Source organism: Pedococcus sp. (assembly GCF_036554925.1).
GTDB lineage: Bacteria > Actinomycetota > Actinomycetes > Actinomycetales > Dermatophilaceae > Pedococcus_A.
On record NZ_DATBMI010000018.1, the window covers coordinates 1 to 20199 of the forward strand.

The 20199-nt window shown below is 71.4% G+C and carries 18 protein-coding genes and 1 pseudogene; 14 read left to right on the plus strand and 5 right to left on the minus strand.

Annotated features, from left to right (window positions below; all coding sequences use genetic code 11):
- Both VIB11_RS01290 and purU read left to right on the plus strand, forming a co-directional pair.
- Positions 1–740: pseudogene (locus tag VIB11_RS01290) on the plus strand (hypothetical protein); the annotation flags it as partial.
- A 56-nt stretch (positions 741–796) separates the two neighbouring features.
- Positions 797–1681, plus strand: coding sequence for a formyltetrahydrofolate deformylase (gene purU, locus VIB11_RS01295; RefSeq protein ID WP_332027601.1), 885 nt, complete (start codon positions 797–799; stop codon positions 1679–1681).
- A gap of 112 nt (positions 1682–1793) precedes the next feature.
- On the opposite strand, the gene VIB11_RS01300 is transcribed toward purU, so the two are convergent.
- Positions 1794–2921: a Rossmann fold nucleotide-binding protein gene (locus VIB11_RS01300; RefSeq protein WP_332027603.1), complete on the minus strand. Its 1128-nt coding sequence runs from the start codon at positions 2919–2921 to the stop codon at positions 1794–1796.
- Between the two features lie 35 nt (positions 2922–2956).
- On the opposite strand from VIB11_RS01300, the gene VIB11_RS01305 reads away from it, so the two are divergent.
- A complete protein-coding gene (locus VIB11_RS01305) occupies positions 2957–3955 on the plus strand; it encodes a phosphotransferase (RefSeq protein WP_332027605.1) in 999 nt (332 codons plus the stop codon).
- Here VIB11_RS01305 and VIB11_RS01310 read toward each other — a convergent pair.
- Genes VIB11_RS01310 through VIB11_RS01325 form a run of 4 tightly spaced genes read right to left on the minus strand, consistent with a single transcriptional unit; the run spans position 3952 to position 7706 of the window.
- A complete protein-coding gene (locus tag VIB11_RS01310) occupies positions 3952–4350 on the minus strand; it encodes a PPOX class F420-dependent oxidoreductase (protein WP_332027607.1) in 399 nt (132 codons plus the stop codon). The genes VIB11_RS01305 and VIB11_RS01310 overlap by 4 nt on opposite strands.
- A gap of 54 nt (positions 4351–4404) precedes the next feature.
- Positions 4405–5772: an FAD-dependent oxidoreductase gene (locus VIB11_RS01315; RefSeq protein ID WP_332027609.1), complete on the minus strand. Its 1368-nt coding sequence runs from the start codon at positions 5770–5772 to the stop codon at positions 4405–4407.
- A 21-nt stretch (positions 5773–5793) separates the two neighbouring features.
- Positions 5794–7179, minus strand: a complete 1386-nt coding sequence (locus tag VIB11_RS01320) for an aspartate aminotransferase family protein (RefSeq protein ID WP_414695723.1) — start codon at positions 7177–7179, stop codon at positions 5794–5796.
- Positions 7180–7229: 50 nt separating this feature from the next.
- Complete coding sequence (locus VIB11_RS01325; RefSeq protein ID WP_332027612.1) at positions 7230–7706, minus strand: Lrp/AsnC family transcriptional regulator; 477 nt, start codon at positions 7704–7706, stop codon at positions 7230–7232.
- A 178-nt stretch (positions 7707–7884) separates the two neighbouring features.
- Here VIB11_RS01325 and VIB11_RS01330 point away from each other — a divergent pair, with 178 nt between their 5' ends.
- From VIB11_RS01330 to VIB11_RS01380, 11 genes are all read left to right on the plus strand, one after another.
- Positions 7885–9333, plus strand: a complete 1449-nt coding sequence (locus VIB11_RS01330) for a gamma-aminobutyraldehyde dehydrogenase (protein WP_332027614.1) — start codon at positions 7885–7887, stop codon at positions 9331–9333.
- A 57-nt stretch (positions 9334–9390) separates the two neighbouring features.
- A complete protein-coding gene (locus tag VIB11_RS01335) occupies positions 9391–10638 on the plus strand; it encodes a spermidine/putrescine ABC transporter substrate-binding protein (protein WP_332027616.1) in 1248 nt (415 codons plus the stop codon).
- Positions 10638–11831 (plus strand): ABC transporter ATP-binding protein, encoded by a 1194-nt coding sequence (locus VIB11_RS01340; protein ID WP_332027618.1) that lies wholly within the window; start codon positions 10638–10640, stop codon positions 11829–11831. Before VIB11_RS01335 ends, VIB11_RS01340 begins: the two co-directional genes overlap by 1 nt.
- Positions 11828–12745, plus strand: a complete 918-nt coding sequence (locus VIB11_RS01345; RefSeq protein ID WP_332027620.1) for an ABC transporter permease — start codon at positions 11828–11830, stop codon at positions 12743–12745. The genes VIB11_RS01340 and VIB11_RS01345 overlap by 4 nt, the downstream gene beginning before the upstream one ends.
- A 92-nt stretch (positions 12746–12837) precedes the next feature.
- Positions 12838–13641, plus strand: coding sequence for an ABC transporter permease (locus VIB11_RS01350; protein WP_332027634.1), 804 nt, complete (start codon positions 12838–12840; stop codon positions 13639–13641).
- Positions 13642–13648: 7 nt separating this feature from the next.
- Positions 13649–14920 carry a saccharopine dehydrogenase family protein gene (locus tag VIB11_RS01355; RefSeq protein ID WP_332027622.1) on the plus strand — a complete coding sequence of 424 codons (1272 nt, stop codon included), beginning with the start codon at positions 13649–13651 and terminating at the stop codon, positions 14918–14920.
- Positions 14921–14930: 10 nt separating this feature from the next.
- On the plus strand, positions 14931–16094 hold the full coding sequence (gene speB, locus VIB11_RS01360; RefSeq protein WP_332027624.1) for an agmatinase: 1164 nt from the start codon (positions 14931–14933) through the stop codon (positions 16092–16094).
- Positions 16094–17554 (plus strand): NAD-dependent succinate-semialdehyde dehydrogenase, encoded by a 1461-nt coding sequence (locus tag VIB11_RS01365; protein ID WP_332027626.1) that lies wholly within the window; start codon positions 16094–16096, stop codon positions 17552–17554. Before speB ends, VIB11_RS01365 begins: the two co-directional genes overlap by 1 nt.
- A gap of 15 nt (positions 17555–17569) precedes the next feature.
- Positions 17570–18124, plus strand: coding sequence for a potassium channel family protein (locus VIB11_RS01370; RefSeq protein WP_332027627.1), 555 nt, complete (start codon positions 17570–17572; stop codon positions 18122–18124).
- A gap of 120 nt (positions 18125–18244) precedes the next feature.
- Positions 18245–19333: a DnaB-like helicase C-terminal domain-containing protein gene (locus VIB11_RS01375; protein ID WP_332027629.1), complete on the plus strand. Its 1089-nt coding sequence runs from the start codon at positions 18245–18247 to the stop codon at positions 19331–19333.
- Positions 19334–19380: 47 nt separating this feature from the next.
- A partial coding sequence (locus tag VIB11_RS01380; RefSeq protein WP_332027631.1) for a 1-deoxy-D-xylulose-5-phosphate reductoisomerase occupies positions 19381–20199 on the plus strand: 819 nt, incomplete at its 3' end.

A 20199-nucleotide genomic window follows, 5' to 3' on the forward strand; every position in this document is an offset into this window, starting at 1 on the left:
GCGTGGAGAGCCAAGGTGCGAGCCTGGATGCCGCACCGTGGCTGGGGGCCTGGGCTCCCGGTGGGGGTGAGCGGGTGCTGGCGCGCGACCTCGGCATGCCCCTCGAGCAGGGCTCGCGCATCGTCATGCAGGTGCACTACAACCTGCTCGCGGGCAGTGGGCCCGACACGACCGCGGCCCGCCTCAGGGTCGCCCGGCAGGACCCGTCACGCAAGGTCCTGAGCACCGTCCTCCTGCCGGCACCGGTCGAGCTGCCGTGCCGTCCGGGCAGGACCGGGCCCCTCTGCAGCCGGGAAGCCGCGGTGGCGGACGTGCAGGAGAGGTTCGGCGAGCGCACAGCGCTCACCGGCAACTACCTCAACATGATCTGTCAGGGCGTCGGCCCCTCCACGACGCAACGGTGCACGCGGCCGATCACGGAGCCGGCGACCATCCGTGCCGTGGCCGGCCACATGCACCTGCTCGGGCGGTCCATCACGGTGACGCTCAACCAGGGGAAGGCGGACGAGCGGACCGTCCTCGACATCCCGGTCTGGAACTTCGACGACCAGGGCAGCCGGCCGGTCACGCCGGCGGTCACGGTCGAGCCCGGGGACACCATGACGGTGACCTGCACCCACGACCAGGGCCTGCGCGACCGCCTCCCGGCCTTCGAGGGGCAGCCCGAGCGCTACGTCGTGTGGGGCGAGGGGACGACCGACGAGATGTGCCTGGGCATCGTCATGGTCACCCGCCCCTAGGTGCTGCCGGGCGCGGGTAGGGTGGCCGCCCACACCCGAGACCGAGGGAGCCGCGCGTGCACGGCCAGTCCATCCCGGCCCAGGAGGCCGGCCGCGAGTTCGTGCTGACCGTGTCCTGCCCGGACCGGCGCGGGATCGTGCACGCAGTCACCGGGGTCATGCTGGAGCAGAGCCTCACCATCGCGGACGCCCAGCAGTTCGGCGACCCCTCCTCGGGGGAGTTCCACCTGAGGATGCACCTGGTGCGTGAAGGTGCCCCCCTCGAGGTCGGTGCCCTGCGCGCGGCGATGGCACCGACGGCAGCCGAGTTCGGCATGTCCTGGGCCCTGCACGACATGTCGGTCCGGCACCGGGTGCTGGTCATGGTGAGCCAGCAGGGGCACTGCCTCAACGACCTCCTCTACCGCGCCGAGACCGGGTCGCTGCCGGTGGAGGTCCCGGCGATCGTGTCCAACCACGAGGACTTCCGTGGGCTGGCGGAGTGGCACGAGATCCCCTTCCACCACGTGCCGGTCACCTCCGCCACCAAGCCTGCGGCCGAGGCCGAGCTGAGGCGCCTCGTCGATGCGCACCGGGCCGACACCATCGTGCTCGCGCGCTACATGCAGATCCTGTCCGCGGAGCTGTGTGCCGACTTCCCGGGCCGGATCATCAACATCCACCACTCGCTGCTGCCGAGCTTCAAGGGCGCCAAGCCCTACACGCAGGCCCACGACCGGGGCGTGAAGGTCATCGGAGCCACCGCCCACTACGTCACGGCCGACCTCGACGAGGGCCCGATCATCGAGCAGGACTTCCGCCGGGTCGACCACCGGATGAGTCCTGCCGAGCTGGCCTCGGTCGGCCAGGAGCTCGAGGCGATGGCGCTGGCCCGGGCCGTGCGGTGGCACGTGGAGCACCGCGTCATCCTGCGCGGGCGGCGGACCATCGTGTTCGACTGAGCTCCCGCCACCGGGAGCAGTGTCAGCGCAGAGGGCTGGGGCCCAGGTGGCCACGCGGACCGGCTGCGGTCAGCCGACGAGGTGCTCCGGCCGGACCGGCACCCGGGACCTGCTAGCCGACCAGCAGGCCGGGCACCTCGGTGATGTCGTCGACGAGGTGCAGGGCGGTCTCCATCCCGCGGCCCCGCGCCAGCGCCTGCAGGCCGGCCCAGATCGGCACCCGCTCGCGCCAGTGCTCCGACCCGACGAGCACGAGCGGCGGGACGGCGGTGCCCTCGGGCGCGTAGTACAGCCGGGTCGCGGCCTGGAAGACCTCCTGGACCGTGCCGGCCGCGCCCTCGAGGACGACGAGCCCGGCGGTGCAGCGCGCCAGCAGGCCGTCCTCCCGGATCGCGTTCGAGAAGTACTTCCCGATCCCGTCACAGAACACGTTCGGGGGCTCGTGACCGTAGAACCACGTCGGTATGCCGACGCTCGTCACTGCCCGGGCGCGCCCGGCCTCCATGACCTCGTCGTGGATCTGCAGGGCGAGCCGGGCCCAGGGCGCGATGTCCGGGCGGAACGACGGCACGACGGCCAGGCGCTCGAGCGCGTCGTCGAGTCGCGTCGGGTCCGGGCAGAACGCCCCCAGGTTCGCGGCCTCCATGGCACCCGGGCCGCCACCGGTCGCGACGAGCAGCCCGGCGGCGGCGAGGGCATGCCCGAGGCGGGCCGCCACGGCATACCCGGTCGTGCCGCGCTCCAGCGCGTGGCCCCCCATGACGCCCACCACCGGGCGGCCGTCGATGAACTCGCCCAGCGCGTCGGTGATCGAGTCGTCGTGGATCGCGCGCAGCAGGGTCACGAAGGCGTCGTGGTGCAGCGCGGCGTCGCGGGACCAGTGGTAGGCCTCGGCGTCCGGGGTCTGCTCGTAGCCGCGCTCGTCGAGGCCGGCGTACAGCTCGTGCGGCTGGTAGAGCGTGGCCCGGTAGGGGTTGACCGGGGCATGCGGGTCCGTGGGGAAGATCAGGGCGTGGTGGGCGCGCAGGTGCCCCTCCAGGGCGGGAGGGAGCCGCCCCCCGAGCACCACCATTCCCTCCACGTCGGCGCGCCCGAGGAGGTCGGCCTCGTGGCCCGTGAGGTCGAGGTCCTGCAGCCGCAGCCCGTGGAGAGGGCTCCCGGACGCCAGGGCGGAGTCCAGCGCCGAGATGGTCTCGATCTCGGGGCCGTTCGGCACCGGGCGGGGGCGTGGGTCCGACATGGGAACCGACCCTAGCCGCGCCTACCCTGTGGCCCGTGGACATCCCCTTCTCGACCCTGGTGGGCGGCGCCGGCTGGGGGGAGCACGCCCGGGCCTGGGTCCGGGAGCGCGCCGCGGAGGCGGGCCTGCGGCTGACCGGTCCGATCGAGCAGCCGCGGATCCGGCCCTGGTCGACGCAGCTGGTGGCACCCACGGACCGAGGGCTTCTCTGGTTCAAGGCGAACTGCGACGCCCTGGCGTTCGAGCCGGCCCTCCACGCGGTCCTCGCGGAGCTCGAGCCGGACGAGGTGGACGAGCCGCTCGCCGTCGACGCCGACCGGGGCTGGATCCTCAGCCGCGACCGCGGGACCACCCTGGGGGAACAGCGCGAGGCCACGCTCGCCGACTGGCGGCGCCTCCTGGCGACCGCAGCCGGCATGCAGCGGCGGCTGTCGGGCCACGGTGCCCGGCTCCTGGCCACCGGACTGCCCGACTGCTCGCCGGGCACCGTGCCGGGACGGTTCGACGAGATGGTCGAGCGCCTCCGGGAGCTGCCCGTGGACCACCCCTCCCACCTCTCGGCCGGTCGGGCCGCCGAGCTGGTGGCGGGCCGCGGGGCCGTCGAGGAGGCTGCCGCCGCGTTGACCGCCGCACCCCTGCCGGTGTCGGTCCAGCACGGCGACCTGCACCCCCGCAACGTCTTCGAGGTGGGTGGAGCCCTGCGGCTGTTCGACTTCGGCGACGCGCAGTGGGCGCACCCGCTGGAGGTCCTGGCGGTGCCGTACGGCTGGCTGACCCAGCTCACCCAGATCCGCTTCGCCGACGTGGTCCCGGCCTGGTGCGAGGCGTGGGGCGACGTGGTCAGCCCGTCCGAGATGGAGTCGCTGCTGCCCGCGGCCATGGTGACGCACGCCGTCAACCGGTCCTGGACGTGGTGGGGCGCGACCGAGCAGGCGACCCGGGAGGAGCTGCGCGAGTGGGGCGACGGGCCGTTGCACTTCCTGGCCCTCGCCCTCGAGCCCTTCCCGCCCACGGCGGTCGAGCAGGACTCCTAGAGGTTTCCCAGCACGCGGTCGACGGCGATCTCGATCACCACGCGCCGCGGGTTCTCGCGCGGGACCCGGTAGCGAGCGGCATACCGCTGCTCCGCGTCGCGCACCGACGCGGCGTCGGCGAGCACGCGCGGCGTCCCCTCCAGCGAGATCCAGTGCCGGCCCTCCACCTGGCAGAGCACGGCCCGCCCGCCGAGCGCGGCGTTGCGGGCCTTGCGGCTCGGACCGCTGGTGATGACGCGGGCCACCCGCGCCCCGGCGTCCCAGGTGAAGCCGACCGGGACGACGTGCGGGGAGCCGTCGGGCCGCAGGGTGGTGAGGGTGGCGAGGTGCCGGGCCGCCAGGAAGGCCAGGGCCGCGGGGGAGAGGGCGACGGGGTCGGAGAGGTGGGCGGGCACCCGCCCAGTCTCCCGGGTCGAGCCGTCAGTGCCCTCAGTGCCCCTCAGTGCCCCTCAGTGCCCGGTCAGCACTCCCAGCACGCGGGCGCGCCGCGAGGGGCGCCCGGTCCGGGCCTCCTCGCGGTCGGCCGAGTGGCCGAGGCGCAGCGCGCCGTTCACCCCCAGCCACCGCAGCGGCTCGGGTTCCCAGGGCCGCGAGCGGTGCCCCACCCACGGCAGAGAGGTCAGGGCGGTCTGCCGCCCGCGCACCAGGTCGGCCAGCGTGCGCCCTGCGAGGTTGCTGGCGGCCACCCCGTCGCCGACGTAGCCCCCCGCCCACCCCAGACCGGTCCGGGGGTCGAGCCCGACGCTGGGGTGCCAGTCGCGGGCGATGCCCACGGCCCCGCCCCAGGCGTGGGTGAACCGGACGTCACCGAGCTGCGGCAGGAGCTCCCGCAGGGCCCCCCTGAGCTCCCCGAAGACCGACGGCTCCACGTCGAAGCCTGGGCGGACCCGCGAGCCCCAGTGGTACGGGGCGCCGCGGCCGCCGAAGGCGATCCGGTCGTCGGGGGTCCGCTGCCCGTAGATGACGACGTGCCGGTGGTCGGCGAACACCTCGCGGTCGCGCAGCCCGATCCCGTCCCACTGCTGTGGGGACAGTGGCTCGGTCGCGACCATCAGCGAGTAGACCGGGGCGATGGTGCGGCGCTGGCCGGGCAGCGCCGACGTCCACGCCTCGGTGGCCCGGATGATGTGCCGCGCACTCACCCGCAGGCGCCCGCCGACCTCGACTGCGCCCGGCCCGATCGAGGTGACCGGAGACCCTTCGGCGATGCGGCCGCCGAGGGCCCGCACCCGATCGGCCAGCCCGTCGGCGAGGCGGCGCGGGTGGACCCGGGCGCAGTGCGGGTTGGCCGTCGCGCCGTGGATGTCGGTCGCCGCGAGGCGCTCGCGGGCCTCGGCGGCGTCCAGCCACGTCGTGCCGAGCCGCCACCGGTTGTCGTGCTCCACCTCAGCCCTGGCCCGCTGGGCCTGCGCCGTGCCGCGCGCGAGCACCAGGGTGCCGCCCTGGTGGAAGCCGCAGTCGATGGCCTCTGCCCGGACGACCTCACCGACCTCGGCCACGGTCTCCCGCAGCGCCGATGCCATCGCCTGGGCTGCGTCACGGCCGTGCCGACGTGCGAGGGCCTCCGGCCCCACGGGGTACAGCGCGGAGACCCACCCGCCGTTGCGGCCGCTGGCGCCGAAGCCCACGTGCTCTGCCTCGAGGACCAGCACGTCGAGGGCGGGCGCCTCGCGCAGCAGGTAGTAGGCGGTCCACAGGCCGGTGTAGCCGCCGCCGACGATGACGACGTCGGCTGAGGCGTCGGCCGTCAGCGCGGAGCCGGGGTCGGCGGCGGTCCTCGCCCCCTCCCACCAGAGGGGGCGCAACGGAGTGGCCACGGGCGGCGGCGTGGTCGCCGGCTAGAGGTGCTTCTCGGCGTCCTTGAGCACCGACCGCAGGCGCGACTCGATGTCGTCGAACTCCGGCTGCCCGATGATGAGCGGCGGCGCGAGCTGGATGACGGGGTCCCCGCGGTCGTCGGCACGGCAGTAGAGGCCGGCGTCGAAGAGCGCCTTCGAGAGGTAGCCGCGCAGCAGTCGCTCGGCCTCGTCGTCGTTGAACGTCTCGCGGGTGGTCTTGTCCTTCACGAGCTCGATGCCGTAGAAGTACCCGGCGCCGCGGACGTCGCCGACGATCGGCAGGTCCAGGAGCCGCTCGAGGGTGTCGCGGAACTTCGGGGCGTTGTCCTTGACGTGCTGGTTCAGGCCCTCGCGCTCGAAGATGTCGAGGTTGGCCATCGCCACCGCCGCGCTGACCGGGTGGCCGCCGAAGGTGTAGCCGTGCGGGAAGAAGGTCGTGCCCTGCTTGAACGGCTCGAACAGGCGGTCGCTGGCGATCATCGCGCCGATGGGGGAGTACCCGGAGGTCATGCCCTTGGCGCAGGTGATGATGTCGGGCACGTAGTTGAAGTCGTCGCAGGCGAACATCGAGCCGATGCGGCCGAACGAGCAGATGACCTCGTCGGAGACGAGCAGGACGTCGTAAGCGTCGCAGATCTCCCGGACGCGCTCGAAGTAGCCGGGGGGCGGCGGGAAGCAGCCGCCGGAGTTCTGCACCGGCTCGAGGAAGACGGCGGCCACGGTGTCGGGGCCCTCGAACTCGATGGCCTCGGCGATGCGGTCGGCGGCCCAGCGGCCGAACGCCTTCTCGTCCTCGCGCAGGTGCTCCGGCGCCCGGTAGTGGTTGGTGTTGGGGACCTTGAAGGCGCCCGGGACCAGGGGCTCGAACATCTCCTTGGCGGCAGGGATGCCGGTGATGGAGAGGGCGCCCTGCGGGGTGCCGTGGTAGGCCACGTTGCGGCTGATCACCTTGTGCTTGGTCGGCTTGCCCGTCAGCTTGTAGTACTGCTTGGCCAGCTTCCAGGCCGTCTCGACGGCCTCGCCCCCTCCAGTGGTGAAGAAGACGCGGTTGAGGTCGCCGGGGGCACCGGCTGCCAGGCGCTCGGCGAGCTCGATGGCCCGGGGGTGCGCGTAGGACCACAGCGGGAAGAAGGCGAGCTCCTTGGCCTGCCGCGCGGCGGTCTCGGCGAGCTCCTCACGACCGTGGCCGACCTGGACCACGAACAGGCCGGCGAGGCCGTCGATGTACTCGTTGCCGCGGTCGTCCCAGATCTTGTGGCCCTCGCCCCGGGTGATGATCGGGACGGAGTGGCCCGCCCCACCCTCGCTGCGGTCCTCGAAGACCGAGTGCCGGGTGAAGTGCATCCAGAGGTGGTCGCGGGCCGCCTCGCTGTGCAGCGTGCCCATGGGTGTGTGGGTGTCGCTGGAGGGCTCGTAGATCGCGGAAGGCTCAGTGGTCATCGTGTACCCCAGTTGTAGTGCTGCTTGTTGAGTTTCAGATAGACGAAGGTCTCGGTTGACGCGACCCCCGGGAGGGTCCGGACCCGTTTGGTGAGCAGCTCGAGCAGCTGGTCGTCGTCCTCACAGACGACCTCGGCCAGCAGGTCGAAGCTGCCGGCCGTGGTGACGACGTAGTCGACCTCCGTCATCTCCGTCAGGGCGTCGCCGACGGGGGTCAGGTCGCCGTCCACGCGGATGCCGATCATCGCCTGGCGGCGGAAGCCCACCTGGAGGGGATCGGTCACGGCCACGATCTGCATGACCCCGGCGTCCAGCAGTCGCTGGACCCGCTGGCGCACCGCAGCCTCGGAGAGGCCCACCTGCTTGGCGATGGTCGCGTACGACTGCCGGCCGTCCTCCTGGAGGTGCTCGATGATCGCCTTCGAGACGTCGTCGAGGCGCACCTCGGAGTTGTTGGCCTGAGACCGGTTCACGCACGCCATCGTGTCGTCTCGGCGTGCCGTGCGCAAGTAGTGAATCAACTGAATCCGTTGCGTTGGTGGAATATCAGTATCGATTTCGGCGATCCGGTGGCTGGAACCTATTGAAAACCGCTGACCAAGGGCTACAGTTCCAAACACCGGAATCCGCACCGAGACCTCGGGAGAGTTCGTGACTGCCACCCCTCGTGTCCTGCGCAACTTCATCAACGGCGCGTACGTCGACGCCGAGACCGACGCGACGAGCGACATCGTCAACCCGGTGACCGCCGAGGTCGTCGCCAAGGCGCCGGTGTCGACGCAGGCCGACGTCGACAAGGCGTATGCCGCCGCTGACGCTGCCTTCGCGGAATGGGGTCAGACCACGCCGAGCGAGCGCCAGCAGGCACTCCTGAAGTTCGCGGACGCCATCGAGAAGCACGCCGACGACCTCGTCCGCCTCGAGGGGGAGAACACCGGCAAGCCGCACGCGCTGACCGCCAGCGAGGAGGTCCCGCCGATGGTCGACCAGGTGCGGTTCTTCGCCGGCGCCGCCCGGGTCCTCGAGGGCAGGGCCGCCGGCGAGTACATGAAGGGCCACACCTCCTGGGTGCGCCGCGAGCCGATCGGCGTCGTCGGCCAGGTGACGCCGTGGAACTACCCGATGATGATGGCGATCTGGAAGATCGCGCCTGCGCTCGCCGCCGGCAACACCATCGTCCTCAAGCCGTCGGACACCACACCGGAGACGACCCTCCTGCTCGCGGAGCTCGCCGCGGAGTTCCTCCCGCCGGGCACCTTCAACGTCGTGACGGGGGACCGCGACACCGGCCGGGCCGTCGTCGAGCACAAGACCCCGGCGCTGGTCGCGATCACCGGCTCGGTCCGCGCGGGCATGCAGGTGGCCGAGAGCGCCAGCCGCGACCTCAAGCGGGTCCACCTGGAGCTCGGCGGCAAGGCCCCGGTCGTGGTCTTCGACGACGCCGACATCGAGGCCGCCGTCGAGGGCATCGCCGTCGCGGGGTACTTCAACGCGGGCCAGGACTGCACCGCCGCCACCCGGGTCCTCGCCGCCCCGCGGATCCACAACGACTTCGTCGACGCCCTCGCGGAGTACGCCAAGAGCTCGGCCAAGGTCGGTCTTCCCGACGACGAGGACGCCCTGCTCGGCCCGGTCAACAACGCCAACCAGTTCGAGCGGGTGCAGGGGTTCATCCAGCGGCTGCCCGACCATGCCCTGGTCGCGGCGGGCGGCCACCGCGCCTCCGGGCTCGGCGACGGCTTCTTCCTCGAGCCGACCGTCCTGTCGGGCCTGCGCCAGGACGACGAGGCCATCCAGAACGAGATCTTCGGACCCGTCATCACGGTCCAGCAGTTCAGCGACGAGGACGAGGCGGTGCGCTGGGCCAACGGGGTCGACTACGGCCTCGCCTCCAGCGTGTGGACCAGGGACTTCGGCCGAGCCATGCGGATGTCGAAGCGGCTCGACTTCGGCTGCGTCTGGATCAACGCGCACATCCCGATCGTCGCCGAGATGCCGCACGGGGGATTCAAGAAGAGCGGCTACGGCAAGGACCTGTCGATGTACGGCTTCGAGGACTACACCCGGATCAAGCACGTGATGGCCAACATCGACAGCTGACTGCGCCACCGGCGGCCGTCTCCCGAGGGCGGCCGCCCCGACCCCGAGCGAGTGCCCATGAAGCCCCTCCGTCCCCCCGCCGACCCCCTCACCCGCGACCTCGTGCGGGCCGCGGTGGACACCTCCCGCAGGCGGTCGCTCTCGCGCCGCGCACTGCTCGGCTCGTCGCTCCTCGGCGGTGCTGCCGCGGCACTGTCGGCGTGCGCCCCACCGGCGCCGCCCGCGAGCGGCGCCGCGCAGCTCGACCTCCCCGAGGACCGGTCGGACGTCGAGAAGATCATGCGCTGGGCCAACTGGACCGCCTACCTCGACTACGACGAGGAGACGAAGAAGTACCCCACGCTGGAGGCCTTCATCAAGAGGACCGGGATCCAGGTCACCTACGCGGAGGACATCGACGACAACGACACCTACTTCAACAAGATCGCCCCGCAGCTGCGGGCCGGCCAGGACATCGGCCGCGACATGTTCGTCTTCACGGACTGGATGGCCAACCGCATCATCCGCGACCGGCTCTGCCAGCCGCTCGACCTCATCCGGATGCCCCACGCCACGAACATCCGCGAGCAGCTCAAGGACGTCAGCTTCGACCCGGGCCGGCAGTTCTCCCTGACCTGGCAGAGCGGCTTCGGGGGCATCGGCTACGACCGAGAGAAGGTGGGCCGCGAGCTGAAGACGGTGGAGGACCTGTGGGCCGACGACCTCAAGGGGCGGGTCGTGGTGCTCAGCGAGATGCGCGACACCGTGGGGGTCACGATGCTGTCGCAGGGCGTCGACATCAACGGCCCGTTCGGCAGGACCGAGTTCGACAACGCCATCAACGAGATCGACAAGCGCATCAGCGAGGGCTACATCCGCCGGGTCCGTGGGAACTCCTACCTCGAGGACCTCAAGTCCGGGAACGCCGTCGCGGGCATCGTCTGGAGCGGTGACCTGTTCGTCCTGCGGGCGGAGACGGAGAACGACAACTGGCAGTTCACGATCCCGGAGTCCGGCGGGACGCTGTGGAGCGACAACATGATGGTGCCCATCACGTCACCGCACCGGCGCAACGCGCTGAAGGTGATGGACTACTACTACGAGCCGGCCGTCGCGGCCCAGGTCGCCGCCTGGGTCAACTACGTCTGCCCGGTCGAGGGCGCGCGGGAGGAGATGGAGAAGATCGACCCCGAGCTCGCCAAGAGCCCGTTCATCTTCCCCGACGCGGCCTACCTGAGGGACAACAACATCCAGATCTTCCGGGCCCTCAGCCCCGAAGAGGAAGCCGAGTACAGCGAGGCGTGGGCAAAGGTGGTGGGCAACTGATGGGCCTCTTCTCAGGCAACGGCGGCGTCAAGGGCTTCCGTGCGGCCAAGGGCGACCTGCGGCTCGACGAGGTCACCAAGGAGTTCGGCGAGTTCACCGCCGTCGACCACCTCAGCCTCGAGGTGCCACGCGGCTCCTTCTTCGCGCTCCTCGGGCCCTCGGGCTGCGGCAAGACGACGACCCTGCGGATGGTCGCCGGCCTGGAGCAGCCGACCTACGGCCGCATCCGTATCGGCGACACGGACCTGACCGGCTCCCGCCCCTACGAGCGCCCGGTCAACACCGTCTTCCAGAGCTACGCACTCTTCCCGCACCTGTCCATCCGCGACAACGTGGCCTTCGGGCCCAAGCGCCGCGGCCAGGGTGACGCCGCAGCGGCGGCCGACCGCGCCCTCGAGCTCGTGCAGATGACCCACCTCGCCGGGCGCAAGCCGACCCAGCTCTCCGGTGGCCAGCAGCAGCGCGTGGCCCTGGCCCGGGCGCTGGTCAACCAGCCCGAGGTGCTGCTGCTCGACGAGCCCCTCGGCGCCCTCGACCTCAAGCTGCGCCGCCAGATGCAGGTCGAGCTCAAGCGGATCCAGACCGAGGTCGGGCTGACCTTCATCCATGTCACCCACGACCAGGAGGAGGCCATGACGATGGCCGACACCGTGGCCGTGATGAACCGCGGAAAGATCGAGCAGCTCGGCCACCCGGAGGCCCTCTACGACCTGCCCCGGACCTCCTTCGTCGCGAACTTCCTCGGCCAGTCCAACCTCGGCCACGGCAGGGTCACCGGCCGCGACGGCGACAGCCTCGTCGTCGAGGTGGCCGGGACGACCGTGCGCATCCCGGCGGCCCGCTCGAGCGTCAGCGAGGGCGAGATCACCTTCGGGGTTCGCCCCGAGAAGGTGCGGATCACGACCACGCCGCCGGCCGGCGCGGGGGAGGACGTCAAGGCGCGGGTGATGGACGTCAGCTTCACCGGTGTCGCCACGCAGTTCCTCGTCACCGTCCCCTCGGGGGCGACCTGGATGGTCTACGAGCAGAACCTCGACGTCGAGCGCAACTCGCTCCGGCCCGGCGACGAGGTGTGGCTCGAGTGGGACGCCGGCCATGCCTTCGGCGTGCCCGTCGACGAGGCAGCCGAGGTCGCGGCCGCGGTCGAGGAGCCGGCCGAGGCGGGGCCGGTGCAGCCCGCCGCGACGTCATGAGCGCGCTGGGCCACACCGCCGGTGGGGGCGCCCACCCCACTGCCGCCCACGTGCCGGCGCCGACGCGCAAGCCGGGCCGCGCGGCATACCTGCTCCTGCTGCCCGGCGCGCTGTGGCTGCTGGTGTTCTTCGTCATCCCGCTGGTGCAGCTGTTCACGGTGTCGCTGCAGAGCGGCTTCCCGGGGTTCCCCGGCTACTACTACCGCGACGTCAACTTCGGCAACTACCTGACGGCCCTCACCGAGTTCGCGCCGCACTTCGGCCGCTCCCTGCTCTACGCCGGCCTGGCGACCGTGTTCACGTTCCTGCTGGGTTACCCGCTCGCCTACGCCATCGCGTTCAAGTCGGGTCGCTGGCGCAACGTCATGCTGATCGCCGTCATCGCGCCGTTCTTCACCTCGTTCATCCTGCGCACCATCGCCTGGCGCCAGATCCTGGCGGACGAGGGGCCGATCGCCTCGAGCCTCAACGCCCTCAACCTGCTGCCCAGCGGCCGCATCACGGAGACCTGGGTGGCGGTCGTGGCGGGCCTGACCTACAACTTCCTGCCGTTCATGGTGCTGCCGATCTACGCCTCGCTCGAGCGCGCCGACCCGCGGGTCATCGAGGCCGGGGGCGACCTGTACGCCAACGGGTTCACGACCTTCCGCACGGTGACCCTGCCGATCAGCATGCCGGGCGTCATCGCGGGCACCCTCCTGACGTTCATCCCGGCGGCCGGCGACTACGTCAACGCCGAGCTGCTCGGCTCCGACCGGAGCACCAAGATGGTCGGCAACGTCATCGAGAGCCAGTTCTTCCGGGTGCTCGGAGGGTTCCCCGTGGCGGCGGCGCTCTCGTTCACCCTCATGGCGCTCATCCTCGCCATGGTCTTCCTGTACATCCGCCGCTTCGGGACGGAGGAACTGCTGTGAGCGCCACCACGGCCCGCCCGGCCACCCGCGGCGGCTCGGGGACCACGACCCCCGACGAGTCGCTGGCCTACCGGCCACCCGCCTGGAAGCGGGTGCGCACCTGGATCGCCGACCGGTTCGCCATCATCACCGCCCTGCTCGTGCTGCTCTACCTCTTCGTGCCGGTCGCGTACACCTTCGCCTTCTCCTTCAACGACTACCGCAAGTCCAACATCACGTGGAACTCCGACGCAGGGCCGACGCTCAAGCACTGGCAGAACCCGTGCGGCGCGCCGGGCGTGTGCGAGTCGCTCGTGACGTCGCTCAAGGTCGGCGGGATCGTGACGATCCTGGCCACAGCCCTGGGCACGATGCTGGCGTTCGCCCTGGTGCGGCACCGCTTCCGCGGCCGCTCGACCAGCAACATCCTGGTCTTCGTGCCGATGGCGACGCCCGAGATCGTCCTCGGCGCAAGCCTGCTGACGATCTTCGTCCAGGGCTTCTCGCGCGTCGGGCTGCGGCTCGGGTTCTGGACCATCGTCATCGCGCACGTGATGTTCTGCATCAGCTTCGTGGTGGTGACGGTCAAGGCCCGCCTGCTGAGCCTCGACCCGCGCCTCGAGGAGGCAGCCCAGGACCTGTATGCCGGGCCGGGCAGCACGTTCTGGCGGGTCACCTTCCCGCTCGTGCTCCCGGGCATCGTGGCCGCCGCGCTGCTCGCCTTCTCGCTGTCGTTCGACGACTTCATCATCACCAGCTTCGTGTCGGGCAACGAGACGACGTTCCCCAAGTTCGTCTACGTGTCGTACCTGCGCGGAATCCCGGCGCAGGCCAACGTCATCGGTTTCTCGATGTTCGTCACGGCGGTGCTCATCGTGGTGGTCGCCCAGCTGGTCAGCCGGCCACGCAAGAGCTAGGGGCCTCATGCGGATCCTCATGGTCGGCGCGGGCGGCGTCGGTGACGCCGCAGCACGCATCGCCGTCGAGCGCGACTTCTTCGAGCTGCTCGTCGTCGCGGACCACGACGAGCAGCGGGCGACGGCGACCGTCGCCGCGGCCACTGCGCGCCGCGAGGGGGAGGCTCGCCTCCTGGCAGCCCGGGTGGACGCCTCGCGCTCGGAGCAGGTCGAGGCGTTGGTGCGGGAGCACGGCATCACCCACGTCCTCAACGCCGTCGACCCCCGCTTCGTCATGCCGATCTTCCGCGGGGCGCTGGCCGCGGGCGCGGACTACCTCGACATGGCGATGAGCCTGTCGCAGCGCCATCCGGAGGAGCCTTACGCCAGAACGGGTGTCATGCTCGGCGACGAGCAGTTCGCCATGGCCGGGGACTGGGAGAGGACCGGGCGCCTGGCCCTTGTCGGGATCGGCGTGGAGCCGGGGCTCTCCGACGTCTTCGCCCGGTATGCCGCGGACCACCTGTTCTCGGAGATCGACGAGCTGGGCACCCGCGACGGCGCCAACCTCGCGGTGCACGACGAGGGCGGCAACGAGGTCTTCGCGCCGAGCTTCTCCATCTGGACCACGATCGAGGAGTGCCTCAACCCGCCGGTGGTGTGGGAGAAGGAGCGCGGGTGGTTCACCACCCCGCCGTTCTCCGAACCCGAGGTCTTCGACTTCCCCGAGGGCATCGGCCCGGTGGAGTGCGTGAACGTGGAGCACGAGGAGGTCCTCCTCATGCCGCGCTGGGTCGACGCGAAGCGGGTCACCTTCAAGTACGGCCTCGGTGACGAGTTCATCGGGGTCCTGAAGACCCTCAACACCCTCGGCCTGGACCGCACCGAGAAGGTGCGGGTCGGCGGCGTCGAGGTCTCGCCGCGCGACGTCGTCGCCGCGTGCCTGCCCGACCCGGCGACGATCGGGCCGCGGATGACGGGCAAGACCTGCGCCGGCCTGTGGGTCACCGGCACCGGCAAGGACGGCCGGCCGCGGGCCACGTACCTCTACCACGTCGCCGACAACGAGGAGACGATGCGCGAGTACGGCGCCCAGTGCGTCGTGTGGCAGACCGCGGTCAACCCCGTCGTCGCGCTCGAGCTGCTGGCCCGGGGGACGTGGAAGGGCATCGGGGTGCTCGGTCCGGAGGCGTTCGACGCGGTGCCTTTCCTGGAGCTCCTGGCGGCTCCGAAGCCGGAGGGCTACGGCTCTCCCTGGGGCCTCGAGGACCGCCCGGCGGCCACCCCGCCGTCGGCCTAGGATCGACGGTATGACCCGCTACGGCGCCCAGTTCGGGCCCGACATCACCTTCCTCGGCGTTCCCGCCTGCGACCTCGACGTCCCGGAGACGTATGCCGGCGCCGACGTCGTCATCCTGGGCGCACCCTTCGACGGGGGCACCTCGCACCGGCCCGGCACCCGGTTCGGGCCGCAGGCGATCCGGATGACCGACTACCTGCCGCACGACGGATCCCGCCCGTCCCTCGCCCTGCGCACGGACGCCCTGGTGGACCTGCGGGTCGTCGACGCGGGTGACGTGGAGATGTACTCCGGGGACATCGAGGTCGCGCTGCCGGCGCTCGAGGCAGCCGTCGAGAAGGTCGCCCGCGCCGGCGCGATCCCGGTCGTCCTCGGCGGCGACCACTCGATCGCCTTCCCCGACGCCAAGGGCGTCGCCAACGCCCTCGGCCACGGACGCGTCTCGATGATCCACTTCGACGCGCACGCCGACACCGGCGACATCGAGTTCGGGTCGCTGTGGGGCCACGGGCAGCCGATGCGCCGTCTCATCGAGTCGGGAGCCCTGCGCGGAGACCGTTTCCTCCAGGTCGGGCTCAGGGGCTACTGGCCGCCGCCCGAGACGCTGGACTGGATGGCGGGCCAGCGCATGCGCTCCTTCGAGATGACCGAGATCGTCCACCGCGGCCTGGCGGCGTGCCTCACCGAGGCCTTCGCCATCGCCACCGACGAGTGCGAGGGCGTGTTCCTGTCGGTCGACATCGACGTCTGCGACCCCGGCCACGCGCCCGGCACCGGCACCCCCGAGCCCGGTGGCCTCTCCGCCCGAGAGCTGCTCGACTCGGTGCGCCGGATCTGCCTGGAGCTGCCGGTGGTCGGGGTGGACGTCGTCGAGGTCAGCCCGCCCTACGACCACGCGGACATCACCGCTGCTCTCGCCAACCGCGTTGTGCTCGAAGCGCTCTCGGCCATCGCCCGCAAGCGCCGTGACGAGCGCGAGGGCACCCGCTGGGACCCCGCCCAGCCGCTTCTGGCCGGCAGGGTGCCCGAGCCCACCCAGCCGTTCGGCAACGCACCGCACAGCCACGGCCACCACCACAGCACCGGGCTGTCCCACGACCACAGCGACACCTGGCCGCCCAAGGGCGCCCAGGCGGCATACCCCCACACCACCGACACCGAGGAGACGCCCTGATGGCCATCTCGCAGCAGGATCTCATCGCCTCCGTCCCCACCGGGCTGCTCATCGGCGGCTCCTGGCGGGACAGCTCCGACGGCGGCACGCTCAAGGTCGAGGACCCCGCGACCGGCGAGGTCCTCACCGAGGTCGCCGACGCCACCGTCGCCGATGGCAGGGCCGCGCTCGACGCCGCCGTGGCGGCACAGCGCGACTGGGCCAAGGTGCCGCCGCGCGACCGCGGGGAGATCCTGCGCACCGCCTTCGAGAGGATCACCGAGCGCGCCGACGAGTTCGCGATGCTGATGACCCTCGAGATGGGGAAGACGCTCGCCGAGTCGCGCGGCGAGGTCACCTACGGTGCCGAGTTCTTCCGCTGGTTCTCGGAGGAGGCCGTGCGCGTCCACGGCCGCTGGTCCGTCGCCCCCAACGGCGCCACCCGCCTCATGACGATGAAGGCGCCGGTCGGGCCGACGCTGATGATCACGCCCTGGAACTTCCCGCTCGCCATGGGCACCCGCAAGATCGGCCCGGCCATCGCCGCCGGCTGCACCATGGTGGTCAAGCCCGCGAGCCAGACCCCGCTGTCGATGCTCGCGCTCGCCCAGCTGCTGCAGGAGTGCGGACTGCCCGAGGGCGTGCTGAACGTCGTCACGACCAGCCACACCGGCGAGGTGATGGAGCCGATCATCCGCGACCCGCGTCTGCGCAAGCTGACCTTCACCGGGTCCACCGGAGTCGGCCGCATGCTGGTGGAGCAGTCGGCCGAGCAGCTGCTGCGCGTCTCGATGGAGCTCGGCGGCAACGCGCCGTTCATCGTCTTCGAGGATGCCGACCTCGACCGCGCGGTCGACGGCGCGATGCTCGCCAAGATGCGCAACATCGGCGAGGCCTGCACCGCCGCGAACCGGTTCTACGTCCACGAGAGCGTCAGCGAGGAGTTCGGCCGGCGCTTCGCCGAGCGCATGGGCGCGCTCACGGTGGGCAGGGGCACCGAGGACGGCGTCGACGTCGGCCCGCTCATCGACGCCAAGGCCCGCGACGGCGTGGCGGAGATGGTGGAGGACGCCCGCGCCAAGGGCGCCACGGTCGTCCTCGGGGGCAGCCCAGCGCAGGGAGCCGGCTACTTCTTCGAGCCCACGGTCGTCACCGGCGTGCCGCGGAACGCCCGCGTGATGCAGGAGGAGATCTTCGGGCCGGTCGCGCCGATCGCGTCGTTCTCGACCGAGGACGAGGTGCTCGAGATGGCCAACGGCACGGAGTACGGCCTGGTCGCCTACGTCTTCACGAAGGACCTCTCGCGGATGATCCGCGTGAGCGAGGCCCTCGAGTTCGGCATGGTGGGCTTCAACCAGGGCATCGTCTCCAACCCGGCCGCGCCGTTCGGCGGCGTCAAGGCCTCGGGCTTCGGCCGCGAGGGCGGCTTCGAGGGCATCGAGGAGTACCTCGAGACGAAGTACGTCGGCATCGCGCCGTAGGCAGGGGGAGGCGGGGTGACAGCGAGCGACGGCACGGGGGCTGACGGGCCCGGAGGGGTTGGCCAACCCTCCGGCCTGGCGCGCTACCCGCTGGCCATGGCCCTCTGGCACACCACGGTCGTCATCGCCCTGCTGACGATCGGGTACTTCCTCCTGCCCCTGCGCTCACCGACGTCCGACGCGGCCAGCGCCGGGAGGACCGGGGGGACGCTCCTCGCGCTGGCCCTGCTCGCCGTGGTCCTGCGCCGGGAGTCGACCCGGAGCCGGACACGCCAGAGTCGGCAGTACCACCGCATCCAGCAGCTGCTGACGGCGCTCTACGTCCTCGTCCTGGTCTTCGCGATGGTCTACGCCTTCATCAGCGTCAGGAGCCCGGAGCAGTTCGTCGGCCTCCAGGACCGCGTCGACGCGCTGTACTTCTCCACCACCGTGGTGAGCACCGTCGGGTTCGGGGACGTCCACGCCGAGGGGAACATCGCGCGGGGTGTCGTGACCGTCCACATGCTGTTCAACCTCATCTACCTCGGCACCGCGCTCCGCCTGCTCACGGCCCGTACGCCGCCGCCGTAGGGAGCCCTCCCCGGGTGGCCAGGGGGTCCCGTGGTTCGCCGGACTTGGGGCTTTTGCGCATCGGCCGTTCGGTCACGGATGGCCCGCGGGTCTGTCCCTCGCTCGTGGGGCGGTGGTCTCATGACTGCCATGACAGCGACCGTGTCCGCTCCGGAGCTCTCCGGCGAGGTCCCCGAGGGCCAGTCCGTGACGGGAGACCTGCCCGCCGACCCCCGCCTGAAGTCGATGGCGACCGTCCTCGCGGACACCACCGCCAAGATCAAGGAGGGGCGCTCCGCCGGCGCCAGGGTGTGGCCGACGGGCTTCGATGCGCTCGACACCTCGCTCGGCGGAGGTCTGCGCTCCGGCGAGCTGGTCCTCCTCGGCGGACCCCAGGGCCTGGGCAAGACGACGATGGCCCTGCAGATGCTGCGCCGCGCGGTGTCCTCCGGCACCCGCTCAGCCGTCTTCTTCTCCTTCGAGCACGACGCGCACGCCGTTCTCGAGCGCCTCATCGGCATCGAGGCCGGGGAGCGCGACGGCCAGGACGCGCTGTCGCTCAACACGATCCGCCAGGTGTTCGAGTCCAGGCACACGCGCGCCTCCTCCCTCGAGGAGCAGTTCGCCAGCACCCGGGGCGGCCCCGAGGCGGTCCGAGGGATCGCGCGCTACGCCGACCGGCTGCACATCCACGCCTCCAGCGGCATGCACACCGGGATCGAGCAGATCCGCGCCGCTGTCGAGGCGATCCGGGTCGAGTCCGGTCAGGCCCCCTTCGTGCTCGTCGACTACCTGCAGAAGGTGCCCGTGCCCGGCTCCGGCCTCGCCGAGGAGGAGCGGATCACCCACGTGGTGGAGCAGCTCAAGGACATCGCGCTCACCTACGAGGTCCCGGTGCTGGCGATCGCCGCCGCCGACAAGGGCAGCCTGGTCGGCGGGAAGCGGATGCGCGTGCACGACCTGCGCGGATCCTCGGCGCTCGCCTACGAGGCCGACGTGGTGCTCATCCTCAACGACAAGTACGACGTCGTGGCCCGCCACCACCTCGTCTACCACCTCGACAACGCCGAGCGCTTCCGCCAGTGGGCCGTGCTCACCATCGAGAAGAACCGCGGCGGTGTCGACAAGGTCGAGCTCGAGTTCCAGAAGCGGTTCGAGCAGGGCCGCTTCGAGCGCGAGGGCCGGGTCGTGCAGGAGCAGCTGATCGAGGAGCGCATCTTCGTCGACTAGGCCGGTGCCGCCGCGTGCAGGGGGCGTGGCGGTCGGCAGGCCCGTCGATGAGGGACAATGAGGCAGTGAGTTCTCCGCGCACCGTCGCCATCCTGGGCTCCACCGGCTCGATCGGCACCCAGGCCCTCGACGTCATCTCCCGCAACGCCGACCGCTTCACCGTGGCCGCGCTGAGCGCGGGCGGCAACGTCGACCTCGTCGCCCGGCAGGCGGTTGCCACACGTGCCCCGCTGGTCGCCGTCGCCACCGGCACCCGCGAGCGGGTGACCGACGCGATCGGTGCGTATGCCGCTGCGGCCGGCCACGCGGCATACCGGCCTGACGTGGTGGTCGGGGAGGAGGCCAGCGTCGTGGCCGCCCGGGTGGGCGCCGACGTGGTCCTCAACGGGATCACCGGCTCCATCGGGCTGCGCCCCACGCTCGCCGCGCTCGAGGCGGGCTCGGTGCTCGCGCTCGCCAACAAGGAGTCGCTCATCGTCGGCGGGCCGCTCGTGAAGGCCGTCGCCCGACCCGGCCAGATCGTGCCCGTCGACTCCGAGCACTCGGCCATCGCCCAGAGCCTGCGCGGCGGACGGTCGGAGGAGGTCCGGCGCCTGGTCGTCACCGCGAGCGGCGGGCCGTTCCGGGGGCGCACGCGGGAGCAGCTGCGCGACGTCACCCCCGCCGAGGCGCTGGCCCACCCGAACTACGCCATGGGCCGCGTGGTCACCACCAACTCGGCGACGCTGGTCAACAAGGGGCTCGAGGTCATCGAGGCACACCTGCTCTTCGACATCCCGTTCGACCGCATCGACGTCGTCGTGCACCCGCAGCAGTGGATCCACTCGATGGTGGAGTTCCACGACGGCTCGACGATCGCGCAGATG